Source organism: Planctomycetaceae bacterium (assembly GCA_039680605.1).
GTDB lineage: Bacteria > Planctomycetota > Phycisphaerae > SM23-33 > SM23-33 > JAJFUU01.
This window is the reverse complement of record JBDKTA010000067.1, coordinates 128,686-140,822: the sequence shown is the minus strand read 5'-3', so window position 1 is coordinate 140,822 and position 12,137 is coordinate 128,686. Positions and strand designations below refer to the sequence as shown.

The following is a 12,137-nucleotide window of genomic DNA, read 5'->3' as shown; positions in this document are numbered from 1 at the left end:
CGGGTTTTTGAAGATGATAGCGGGCCCGTCGACACCGGCGGGCCCGCTTTGCAGATTGCCGATTTCCAATTGGCAATTTCCAATTGAACAACCAGCAGCACGCTGGCAGCAGCCAATTGGAAATTGAAAATTGGAAATTGGAAATGCCTATAAGAAAAGGAAGAGCATCATGGCAAAGAAGACTGTGGCTGACATCAACGTTTCCGGCAAGACCGTGTTCGTTCGCGTGGACTTCAACGTGCCCATCAAGGGTGGCAAGGTCACCAACGACAACCGCATCGTCCAGGCCCTGCCGACCATCCAGAAACTCATCGCCAGCGGCGCCAAGTGCGTCCTGGCCAGCCACCTCGGGCGACCCGAGGGCAAGGGCTTCGAGGCCGATGGCTCCATGGCCCCGGTCGCCAAGCGCCTCAGCGAACTGCTCGGCAAGGACGTGCAGCTCGGTCCGCAGGACGTGGCCGGTCCCGCGGCCGATGCGATGATCGCCAAGCTGCCCGCCGGCGGCGTGCTGCTGCTGGAAAATCTCCGCTTCAGCGCCGGCGAGACCATGCCCGACAACGCCAAGAAGAACCCCGACGGCAAGCTCACAGCCGAGCAGGACGCCGTGCTCAAGGCTTTCGTCGCCAAGCTCGCCGCCAAGGCCGACGCGCACGTCAATGACGCCTTCGGCACGTGCCATCGCAAGCACGCCAGCATGTACGGTGTGGCCAAGGCGGTCCAGGCCAAGGGCGGACCGGCCGTGGCGGGAATCCTCGTCGAGAAGGAAATCCGCTACCTGCACGAGGCGGTGGCCGAGCCGGCGCGTCCGTTCGTGGCGATCCTGGGCGGGGCGAAGGTCTCCGACAAGATCAAGCTGATCTCGGCGCTGCTGACCAAGGTCGACAACATCCTCATCGGCGGGGCCATGGCGTATACGCTTCTGGCGGCAAAGGGCGTCAAGATCGGCAAGAGCCGCCTCGAGGCCGATCAGGTCGAGACCATGAAGGACCTGCTGGGCAAGGCCCAGGGCAAGATCCTGCTGCCCGTCGACCACGTGGCGACCGATAATTTTGAGTCGGGCAAGCCCCAGGCCGTCGCCGGCGAGGATATCCCCGACGGTCTGATGGGCATGGACATCGGCCCCAAGAGCGTGGCGGCCTTTAGCAGGGTGATCGCCGCGGCCAAGACCATCGTCTGGAATGGACCGATGGGCGTGTTCGAGCGGGCCGACTACGCCGCCGGAACCCGGGCGGTCGCCGAGGCGGTCGCCAAGGCCACCGACGCCGGGGCCGTCAGCGTCATCGGCGGCGGCGACTCGGCAGCCGCGGTGGAAGAGATGGGCCTGGCCGACCGCATGACGCACGTCAGCACCGGCGGCGGGGCGTCGCTGACGTACCTGGAAGGCAAAGCCATGCCGGCCATCGAAGTGCTGGACGAAAAATAGTTCGAAGATCGAAGTTGGAAGTTCGAAGTAGAGAAGCGCCGGGTGGCATGACGACACCAGTTTTTCCGGGGTCGCCATGGGGGCGCGAAATATGGAGTGCGGCAGCCGGAGCTGCCGCTTTGGATGTTTTTCGGGTGAGAATACCCGGCGAATGCGGTCAGGGACATGGCGGCTGAGAAACGGCCGCCATGGCACCCGGGGCCTGTGGAGTGCGGCAGCCAGAGCTGCCGCTTTGGATGTTTTTCGGCCCGGGCAAGGTACGGGCCATGGCGCATTGCAAAAAACATCCAAAGCGGCGGCTGCTGCCGCCGCACTCCATATAAGAGGATCTGTTTTTGCCCGTTCAAGGTTCCAATCCGTGGAAACGTGCAGGCGGCGGGCCGCTGATCGCGCCGTCGCTGCTGGCGTGCGACTTCGCCCGCATGGGCGAGCAGGTCGACACCGTCCTTGCCGCCGGGGCCGACGTGCTCCACGTGGACGTGATGGACGGGCATTTCGTGCCCAACCTGTCGATGGGCCCCGCCGTCGTGCAGTCGCTGCGGAAATACACCCGCGCTGCCCTTGATGTCCACATCATGGTGGACGATCCGGCGTTCTACATCGAGCGGTTCGCCGAGGCCGGGGCCGACAGCATCACCTTCCACATCGAGGCCACCGACCGCCCGCGCGACCTGATCGCCCGCCTGCACGAGATGGGCCTGGGGGCGGGTATCGTGCTGCGGCCGGGCACGCCGGCCGAGGCGCTGGCGCCGGTGGTCGACCTGGCGGACCTGGTGCTGGTGATGACGGTCGAGCCCGGGTGGGGCGGGCAGGAATTCATGCACGATATGCTCGACAAAATATCGGCTGTGCGCGGTATGCTGAAGGATTCCAGGCCCCTGGAGGTGGACGGCGGCATCGACGAGCACACCGCGGGGCTCTGCAGGCGGCAAGGCGCCAGCGTGTTCGTGGCGGGCAGCTACGTGTTCCGCAGCCCCGACCCCGCCGCGGCTGTGCGAACCTTGCGGGAGACACTCCGGTAAGCCCGGACTATGACTACGCTATACCTCATTGCGGCAGGCAAATCATTGTGGCTTGAGCAGCAGCGGTTGGAGTCGCCCGCTGGTTCTCCTCTGGCGCCGGGAGCCGAGCAGGACGTGGCCGCCATCGCCGAGCAGCTCAAAGGCCGCGGCATCGAAGACATCTACAGCGGCCCGGGCGAGCAGGAGCTGGCGAGCATCGAAATCATCGCCGCCGCACTGGACGTCAAGGCCCGCATTGAGGAAGAACTGCGAGAGATGGATTTCGGCCTCTGGCAGGGGCTTTCGGCAGCCGACTTCAAACGTCGTCAGGCGAAGGTCTACAAGCTGTGGGTCGAGAATCCCGCGGCCGTGCGCCCGCCCGAAGGCGAGACGCTTCAGCAGGTGCAGCAGCGCCTGGCGGCGGCGTTGAAGGACCTGGCCCACAAGCACGAGGGCGAGTCGTTTGCGGTGGTGCTGCGCCCGATGGCGCTGGTGGTTGCGCAGTGTCTGCTGGAGGGGCTGAGCCTCGACGAGGTGCGGGCCAAGGTCATGGGCCCCTTCGCCTGGAACAGCTACGAAATGGACTCGCGGGAACTCTAGCTCTCTGGTATGCTTTGCGGCTTGTGGTGGCGCAGGCTTGCCAGCCTGTGGTAATCCCAGCTAGTCACGGCCTGGAAAGGCTGTGCCACCAAGAGACACGAGCTATGGCCATACAACCTGAATCCAGCGCCGGCGCTCCCAAGGCGCCGTTCGATCCTTCGGTCTTCGAAGGGCCCACGCTCCGCAAGAAGCGCGAGGTGCCCGACGGGCTGTGGATCCCCTGTCCCGGATGCGAAGGCACGCTCTATCGCAAGACCGTCGAGGAGAATCTCCACGTCTGCCCCGAATGCGGACACCACTTCCGCATCGGCGCCAACACCCGCGTCGCCCAGCTTGCCGACGAAAACAGCTTCGAGGAACTCTTCGCCGATATCGGTCCGGCCGACCCGCTGCAGTTCACCTGGTCGGGCAAGAAGCTCTCGGAGCGCACCGCGGCCGAGCAGAAGCGCACCGGCAACACCGAGGCCATCATCACCGGGCTGGCGTACGTCAAGGCCCGCCGCCTGGCGCTGGCGGTGATGGACGGGCAGTGGCTGATGGGGTCGATGGGGTCGGTCGTCGGCGAGAAGCTCACGCTGCTGATCGAAAAAGCCATCGAGGAGTCGCTGCCGCTGGTGGTGGTCTGCTGCAGCGGCGGGGCCCGCATGCACGAGGGCGCCTTGAGCCTGATGCAAATGGCCAAAACCTCCGCCGCCTTGGCGCAGTTTGACTCGGCCGGCGGGCTCTACATCGCCGTCCTGTCCGACCCGACTACCGGCGGCACCACCGCCAGCTTCGCCATGCTGGCCGACGTGATTATCTCCGAACCCAAAGCCATGATCGGCTTCGCCGGCGAACGCGTCATCGCCAACACCATCAAGGCTGAACTGCCCCCGGGGTTCCAGCGGGCCGAGTTCCTGCTCGAACACGGGTTCGTCGACATGATCGTGCCCCGCAAAGACCTCCGCAGCGAACTGGCCCGCATCATCGACTACTTCAAGCCCGGCGCCTGATCGCCCCCGGCCGATCGAAAACGTGGGTTTCGCCTTCGAATTCTGACGGATAGAATACGGAGGTCGGCATCGCCAGGAAAAGTGAGGAGACCCCCGGCCATAGGCGCAAGGGGCCGTGACGGACTATTTGGGGGAGTTGTGATGGGGATTCTTCGCCCACTGCTGGCTGGTGTGGTGGTCTTGCTTTGTGCCGGCGGCATGCGCGGCGGCGATGATGTGCCCGCCGGTCGGTCGGAGCGTCAATACCGCTGGCCGGTGGTGCTGCAGATCGACTCAGGCCCGCTGTCGGGCATCGAAGACGAGCACTGCCGCGTCTTTCTGGGCATTCCCTACGCCGCCCCGCCGGTGGGGGACCTGCGATGGCGGCCTCCGGCGCCGGTGAAACCCTGGCAGGAGGTGCGCAACTGCATGTCGCTGGGCCCGTCGTGCCCCCAGCCGTCCTCGCGGTGGAGCGCGGGTCTGGGACCGGTCAGCGAAGACTGCCTGTACCTCAACGTCTTCACGCCCGCGTCACGCGTGCAGCGGGCCCTGCCGGTGATGGTCTGGATCCACGGCGGCGGCAACTCGACCGGAACCGCCTCGGCGGGGGCCTACGACGGGCGGGAACTGGCGCGGCGGGGGGCCGTCGTAGTCACGTTCAACTACCGCCTGGGCCCGCTGGGATACCTCGCCCATCCGCTGCTGTCGAAGGAGTCGCCCCAGGGCGTCTCGGGCAATTACGGCTTGCTCGACCAGATCGCCGCCCTGCAGTGGGTGCAGCGAAACATCGTCGTCTTCGGCGGCGACCCCACGCGGGTCACCATCTTCGGCGAATCGGCCGGGGGCATGAACGTCTGCCGCCTGATGATCTGCCCGGCCGCCAAAGGGCTCTTTCATCGCGCGATCAGCCAGAGCGGCGCCGTTCACGGGCGCAACCGCAAGCTGCGCGAAAAGTTCCAGGGTCTCCAATCGGCGGAGGATCTTGGCCAGGACATATTCAAGAAGTTGTGGTGCCACTGGTCCGGCGACCCTCTGGCGGCCGCCCGCCGCCGCAGCGCCTCGGCCGTGGTCAACGCATCCCCCGGGGCGGTGGGCATTTTTCAGAGCGGCACGCGGTACGGCCCGGTGATCGACGGATGGCTGATCCCCGATGATCCGGTGAGGATGTTCGCCCAGGGGCGCCAGCACCGCGTGCCGCTGATGGTGGGGAACAATTCCGACGAGGGGACGCTGTTTCTCAAGGACATTCCGCTGCGCGACCTGGTGGGTTTCCGCACCGGCGTGAGGCTGTATTTCGGCGACGCCGCCGAGGCGATCTTGAAGGTGTTTCCGCTGCACGAGGACGACTCGACCGACCAGGCGCGAAACGAGCTGGTGACGGTGGCGGCGTTTGTCGTCCCGTCGCGTTTCGCCGCGCGATCGATGACCCATGCCGGCGCGGCGGCCTGGTTGTATCAGTTCTCGCGCGTGCCGCCGGGTCTGGTCGAGACGAAGATGGGGGCCTTTCACGGGCTGGACATCGCGTACGTGTTCGGTCACGCCAATGGGGACAAATTCGATAGTACCGATCGCGAGATGTCCGAAAGTATAATGGCGTACTGGATTAATTTCGCCAACACCGGCAACCCCAACGCGCCGTACCTGCCGCACTGGCCCGCTTACGATGCCGTCAACGACCAATACATGGACTTCGCCGACCGGCCCCAACTCAAGAAGGGGCTTTATCCCAGGCAATCCAACCTGCTGGACAATATCCCATTGCCTGAAGAACGCTAGGCCCGGTGGCACAGCCTTTCCAGGCTGTGGAGGCCACAGACTGGAAAGTCTGTGCCACGCGGAGCACGCCCATGGCTGAAGTCATCCTCTTCCGCGCCATGGAAAATTACTCTCGGGCGCTGTCGTTCTTTCGAGCGCCGCTGGGGCTGCTGCATCTGGCCGCAGCGTTGCGTGCGGCGGGTTTCTCCGTGGCTCTCATCGACACCGGCACCACCGACGCCTGGCAGGAGGAGCTCTCCGCCGCCATCGGGCCTGAGACGCTCTTTGCCGGCACCGGGCCGATGACCGGGTATCAGATCAAGGGCAGCCTGGAGTTCTCGCGCAAGGTCAAGGAAATCTCCCGCGTGCCGGTGGTCTGGGGCGGCCTCCATGCCAGCCTCCTGCCCGAGCAGACCCTGGACAACGACCTGGTTGACGTGGTGGCCGTCGGCGAGGGCGAAGGCGTCGTCGTCGATCTGGCCCGGGGCCTCAAGAGCGGCGCCGCCCTGGACGATGTCGCCGGGCTGGCCCTGCGGCGCGGGGGAAAAGTGGTGCGAACGCCGCCGCGGGCGTGCGTCGACATGGACGCCCTGGCCCAACCGGCGTACGACCTGGTGGATGTTGAGCATTACGTGCATCTGCGGGGTAAGGTCTCGCCGCGGTTCGCGCGGTGCCTCGATCTCAACACCGACCGCGGTTGCCCCAACCGCTGCGCGTTCTGCTACAACACGGCCTTCAATCACCGCCGGTGGCGCGCCGCCGGGGCGGCCAAGGTCCTCGCCGGCGTCGATGAACTGGTGGGGCGGTACGATCTCAAGTCGATCAACTTCGTGGCCGACAATTTCTGCGTCGACGCGCGGCGCGTGGGCGACATCTGCCGCGGGCTCATCGAGCGCCGGCTGAATCTGCCCTGGCACGTCGACATGCGCATCGACACCTTCCTGCGGTTCGACGACGAGCTGCTGGCGCTGATGAGGTCCGCCGGCTGCGAGGAGCTGACCTTCGGCGTCGAGAGCGGCAGCGACGCGGTGCTGGGGCAGATCCGCAAGGACATCACTGTCGAGCAGGTCCTGGCCGCCGATGCCAAGGCGCGGCGGCTGGGTTTCGTCGCCAGCTATCACTTCATGCTTGGTTTTCCGCTGGAGACGCGCGGGGACGTGCGGCGGACGCTGGGGCTGATGCTGCGTCTGGGTCGCCAGGCGCACGTGCGGATGTTCGAGCCCTCGCTGTACATTCCCTACCCCGGTACGGAGATGTTCGAGCAGTGCGTGCGGATGGGCCTGCGCCCGCCGCAGCGCCTGGAAGAGTGGATCGCCTACGACTGGGACAGCGGCTCGAAGCTGTGCTGGTTCAGCGCCGCCCACAAACGCTATCTCGACCGCGCTGGGATGCTGGCGAAGTTGGCCTTCACGCACCGCCGAGGCGCTGCCGCCTCGCTCGTGCGAGCCTGGGCGCGGCTGCGCCTGTGGACGTTCTCCCGAGGCCTGGACCGCCCGTCGTTCGACGTGGGCCTTTTGGGCCTCCTGCGACGATTATACCGCTAGAGTTACATCAACCCCTGCCGATTCGCGCGACATGTTTTGACCCTGAAGAGGAAACTGATCAGGAAGAGAGGCCTCTTCGCTTCAGCAGGATTAAGCCAGCCGCTCCCAGGACCGCCAGCGTCATAGGTTCCGGCACATCAACGATTGAATAGGTGCCCGTGACAACACAGGGAGTAGCGGTGCTGTCATAGCCATAGTACATGTTCCACGAGGTGTTCGTAGGCGCCCACTCGCCGGCTACAAGGGTGATATCCACGGAACCGCTAACTGTATCATAGGCCGAATTGTTCCCGCTGAAGTACAACAGAAACGTATTATGCCATCCATTGGAAACATTCGATGGCTCATAGGCATAATAGTCTAGAGCCATCCATGTGCCGCTGACTAGCGTATAGCCTTGGCTGGTGACGACTGTTGAGTTAGAGAGGTCGACCGAGGTAGGCCAAGCTGAACAGGCCATAGGAAAAGAGACTCGCGAGGTGCGCTGTATAGGTCCCCATGTTGCCCAAAAAGGACTGTAGTCAAAGCTCCCTTCCAAGGTAACGTGACCAACGGTGTCGCTGACGCGCGTGAATGTCGCAAGGATCGATGCTCCTGCGGTACGCGGCAGAACTGTACAGAAGACCAGGAACGCTGCCCCGACTCCAACAAATAACCTATTCATTCTCTTTCTCTCCTTGAAGATCAGGAATCATATTCTAAGAGGAATCGCTTTCTCGTCAAGAGAATGCTTCAGGGGCTCGCGCTATTTGGGGCACCGTACAACCCGCTTGGCAGAGGCGGCAGCCTTCAGGCGCCGCGGCGGTGGAGAGCCAAAGACCTTCCGCCACGGCGAGCGCATCTTCAGCGCAGAGATAGAGAGAAAAACGAGTGTCTCTGTGGCCCCTGGACGGCCCGTGCTTCCGGCACGTCTGGACCAATAGTTGCTAAATGCGCCTCGCGAATCCGCCGAGCAAGTATATGGGGTTTTGTTACGCGCGGAGAGAGATGATGAAGGACGTTTCTGCTCAACAGTCGGTGATGGAGTCGTTGGACCAGGACCTGCAGGCGTTGCGGGGGCTGCTGGCGGCTGGGGCGAAGCTCTATGTCTCGTGTGACCGTCACGAAATGATGGAGACGATCCTGCGCCAGGCTCGGGCCATGACGCGGGCGGAGGGCGGCAGCTTGCTGTTGGCCGGGGCGGGCACACTGCGGTTCGTGGCTGTCCAAAACGACGTGATCGACACCCGCGAGATCGCCCGCTGCCTGCTCCAGCAGGAAATGCCCATCTCGTGCCAGTCGGTGGGCGGATTTGTCGCCACCACCGGGCGCATCCTCAATATCCCTGACACCAGCCGCCTCGACGCCGGAAGCCCGTTCCACATCAATCGCGACTTCGACGCCCGGACCGGCTATCGCACGCAGAGCATGCTGGCCATTCCGCTGCAGTGCCCCGACGGCTCGTGCGCCGGCGTGCTGGAATTGATCAACCATCGTGACGATCGCGGCGACGTGGCTCCCTTCCCGGCCTCGCTCAACGCCGGCGTGTTGGCCCTGGCGTCGGTGGCGGCCGTCACCGTCAGCAACGAGGTGCTGCAGGAGCGTCTTCGCCAGGCGCACCTCAACACGATCCTTCGTCTCTCGACGGTGGCGGAGTTCCGCGACGACGATACAGGCAGCCACATCCGCCGCGTCAGCGCGGTCAGCGAGATCATCGCCCGCGCGATGGGCCTCGATGCCGCCGGAGTCGCGCTCATCAAGTACGCCAGCCCCATGCACGACGTGGGCAAGGTGGCGATCCCTGACGCCATTCTGCTCAAGCCCGACTACCTCACGACCGACCAGCGCCAGATCATGCAGCGTCATACCGTGATCGGGGCGCAGATCCTGTCCGAACCGCAGGACGAGGTGCTCAGCATGGCCCGCGATATCGCCCTGTGCCATCACGAGCGCTGGGACGGCAAGGGCTATCCCGGCGGCCTGGCCGCGGAGGCCATCCCGCTGGCGGCCAGGATCGTCGCCCTGGCGGACGTCTTCGACGCCATCGTCAACCGCCGCTGCTACAAGGCCGCCTGCAGCCTGGACACGGCCCTGGAGATCGTCCGAGGCGACACCGGCAGACACTTCGCCCCCGACGTAACGGCGGCCTTTCTCGCCTCGCTCGACGAAACCCTGGCGAGTTACCCGTTGCTTGCCAAGTCAGCGAACTAGCGGCAAAGGTCATAACAGCCCGGTGCCGGTCACCACGCAAATCGCAAACCGACTTTATCAGTAGGTGCGGGAAATGGCTCAAAATGACTGACTCAAATCTTGCCGCCACTGTGTCTGCCCCGGTATAATCGAGTGCTTGCTAGGGAACCGACCAGCGCATCAACTGTGTCATGTGTCGCTGGGGATAGCCCAAAACGTTTGGCGATCTCGATAAGCCTATCGTGTTTGAGCAGGCAGTTTACCCCTATCGCCTTTGACGGCGATGGGTTTTAACAGCAGAAGCCACTAAAGGGTGATGTCCGCAGATAAAGGAGTATGGCCATGGATCCATATGACTTCGAGCAGGAAGTGAGGCGTCTTGCACGATTGCGTTGGCCGCAAGCCGCTATGGGTGGCGCTGAAATGGTAGGGGCAAGAGAGCGTGATGGGATTTTTCTTACGGAAGAATGCGTCCATTTGCTTGAGTGCACCACTTCACGTTCCAAAGCCAAGGCGCAGCACGACTTGAAGAAACTGTTTGACCTGTACAAGAAGTATCGATCATCACATCAAGATCGTGCAATCAAGTGCTGGTTTGTCACGTTGGAGGAGCCGACTGCGGAGCAACGTGCCTGTCGAAAGGAAATCAAAGGTTCTCCAGATAACTTGTTTAACGTGGTTTCCTTCTCGCAGTTCCAATCTGCGCTTGTTGATGCTCGTTCTTATTTGCAGCAGCGCTCTAGCCACAAGTTCGGTAGCGTGTATGACCCTCGGGCACAAAACGCCGTTTCAGATATTGGTTATATCGAGGTTGGTTTACATGTCGAAAATGTGGCAGAGGCAGCGACAATTGATGATCTATCGGAGGCACTGCTTGAGGGAAAGCGTTTCACGATTTTAGGAGAATATGGAATCGGGAAGAGCATGACGCTCAGGGAACTCTACCGCCGACTTGCTAAGCGATATGAATTGAATAAGACACCTAAGTTCCCGCTGTACATCAATCTTCGTGAGCATCAGGGGCAACGTGAACCCGCCGAGATTATCGAGCGACATGCACGAAACATAGGCTTTGATCCCCCTAGCCAGCTGGTTCGTGCTTGGAAGGCGGGATATGCCATTCTGCTGCTCGACGGCTTTGACGAGGTCTCATCGGCAGGGCTGCAGGGTGCTTGGCGAAGACTGCGCGATGCTCGGAGCGCCAGTATGGCTGGGATTCGGCAGCTCATCGGAGACGGTCCACCCAAGTGCGGAATCGCCATTGCAGGGAGGGAGCATTTCTTTGACACGGTGGACGAACGAAGACGGGCGATTGGCCAGACAGGAGAATGGTATAACGTACGACTTGATGAATTTGCTGAGACTCAGATATTGGCTCTGATGAAGCAGTTTGATATTAAGGCAGAAGTGCCTGCATGGTTTCCGACAAGGCCATTACTTCTGAGTACGCTATTTGCAGGTACACTAAGGGCCGGAGCGCAGTTGAATTGGGCCTCGCTTACAGATCCAGCTAAAGGGTGGGACTTCCTGTTGACCGAGGTCACTGAACGCGAAGCGAGAATTGAATCTGGCGTAACCGGAGCGAATATCCGTGCGATACTGGAGTCTCTGGCGACCGTTGCTCGCAGGAAGGAGGGAGGCGTTGGCCCAATCTCAACTGCAGATATTGTAGGTGCATTCGAGTCTGAGTGCGGGTTCTCACCTACAGATGAAGCCTTGATCGTGCTTCAACGTCTTCCTGGTCTGGGTAGAGATGCAGGAATAGCCGAGGATGCTCGCAATTTTGTTGACCGAGATTTTGCTGATGCTTGTCGTGCTGGAGAAGTAGCCAAGTTTTGTGTTGATCCATATGGAATCTACGGGCAACGCTTAGCTGCCACACAAGTTACGTTGGGTGAAGTCGGTACGGCACTTGTCTCTCACGTGCTGTCAACTACAGGGTTCAACGCGGGCAAATTAGTAGCCGCAGCCAAAGCGATGGAACGAATGGCTGATTGTGGGGCTATTGCTGCTGATTTGTTTCTGATCGCCAAAGAGATGCACTTATCCACGAACACAACAATTCGCATCCAAGGCCTATGCTTTGATAGAATTGGTCTGGAAGATGACGGTTTGGATTTGTCACCCTACCAGTTTAGCGAGTGTATTGTTGAGGTCCTTGAGATCCCGTCGGACATCGATAGTTCCAAGTGTCCGAGGTTTGATGATTGCCTGATTCCAGAAGTCGAAGGTCGAACTGGGGAACGCGATCTACCTCGTGATATATTTAACAACTGTACATTTGGATCATTCTCTGGGAGCGTTCTGACAACAAGCGCAGCGTTAGACCTTCCGATTGCTCTGGGAGCAAGAGTCGCTTTGACTATCATGAAGAAGTTGTTTGTCCAGAGCGTGAGCGGGCGCAAGGAGAACGCTCTTTTCCGAGGACTTGCACCTGAATTGCGAGGAATGGTTCCCGACGTTCTGGCCACCCTTTCTCGGCATTGTTTTGTTATGAAAAGCACTCGCGGAAGCCAACCAATCTGGCTTCCCGTGCGACAGATGCGGGACCGAGTGCTTCGCATCATCGCCTCGCCGTCAACAACAACCGAACCAGTAATGATCGAAGTGCGAGGTACTTGAACCTCGCCTTTCCGATTAACACGTATCCTTCCGTGCATGCTTTTCGTCCTCC

Annotated in this window: 9 protein-coding genes; 8 read left to right on the top strand and 1 reads right to left on the bottom strand. The window is 61.8% G+C overall.

Annotated elements, in window-relative coordinates:
- The first annotated feature begins 169 nt into the window (after positions 1–169).
- From ABFD92_20035 to ABFD92_20010, 6 genes are all read left to right on the top strand, one after another.
- Entirely contained in the window at positions 170–1,423 is a 1,254-nt protein-coding gene (locus ABFD92_20035; GenBank protein ID MEN6506831.1) for a phosphoglycerate kinase, read from the top strand.
- A gap of 335 nt (positions 1,424–1,758) precedes the next feature.
- The gene (rpe, locus tag ABFD92_20030) at positions 1,759–2,445 is read left to right on the top strand and encodes a ribulose-phosphate 3-epimerase (protein ID MEN6506830.1); all 687 of its coding nucleotides are present in this window, start codon (positions 1,759–1,761) and stop codon (positions 2,443–2,445) included.
- A 9-nt stretch (positions 2,446–2,454) separates the two neighbouring features.
- Positions 2,455–3,024 carry a histidine phosphatase family protein gene (locus ABFD92_20025; GenBank protein ID MEN6506829.1) on the top strand — a complete coding sequence of 190 codons (570 nt, stop codon included), beginning with the start codon at positions 2,455–2,457 and terminating at the stop codon, positions 3,022–3,024.
- A gap of 104 nt (positions 3,025–3,128) precedes the next feature.
- Positions 3,129–4,016 (top strand): acetyl-CoA carboxylase, carboxyltransferase subunit beta, encoded by an 888-nt coding sequence (gene accD / locus ABFD92_20020; protein MEN6506828.1) that lies wholly within the window; start codon positions 3,129–3,131, stop codon positions 4,014–4,016.
- A 141-nt stretch (positions 4,017–4,157) separates the two neighbouring features.
- Positions 4,158–5,771: a carboxylesterase/lipase family protein gene (locus tag ABFD92_20015; protein MEN6506827.1), complete on the top strand. Its 1,614-nt coding sequence runs from the start codon at positions 4,158–4,160 to the stop codon at positions 5,769–5,771.
- A gap of 71 nt (positions 5,772–5,842) precedes the next feature.
- The gene (locus tag ABFD92_20010) at positions 5,843–7,294 is read left to right on the top strand and encodes a radical SAM protein (GenBank protein ID MEN6506826.1); all 1,452 of its coding nucleotides are present in this window, start codon (positions 5,843–5,845) and stop codon (positions 7,292–7,294) included.
- Between the two features lie 58 nt (positions 7,295–7,352).
- Here the strand turns inward: ABFD92_20010 and ABFD92_20005 are convergent, their stop codons facing one another.
- Positions 7,353–7,958 carry a PEP-CTERM sorting domain-containing protein gene (locus ABFD92_20005; GenBank protein ID MEN6506825.1) on the bottom strand — a complete coding sequence of 202 codons (606 nt, stop codon included), beginning with the start codon at positions 7,956–7,958 and terminating at the stop codon, positions 7,353–7,355.
- A 326-nt stretch (positions 7,959–8,284) separates the two neighbouring features.
- Between ABFD92_20005 and ABFD92_20000 the strand changes: the two genes are divergently transcribed.
- The gene (locus ABFD92_20000) at positions 8,285–9,484 is read left to right on the top strand and encodes an HD domain-containing phosphohydrolase (GenBank protein ID MEN6506824.1); all 1,200 of its coding nucleotides are present in this window, start codon (positions 8,285–8,287) and stop codon (positions 9,482–9,484) included.
- 321 nt (positions 9,485–9,805) lie between these two features.
- Positions 9,806–12,085, top strand: coding sequence for an NACHT domain-containing protein (locus ABFD92_19995; GenBank protein ID MEN6506823.1), 2,280 nt, complete (start codon positions 9,806–9,808; stop codon positions 12,083–12,085).
- Positions 12,086–12,137: the final 52 nt, after the last annotated feature.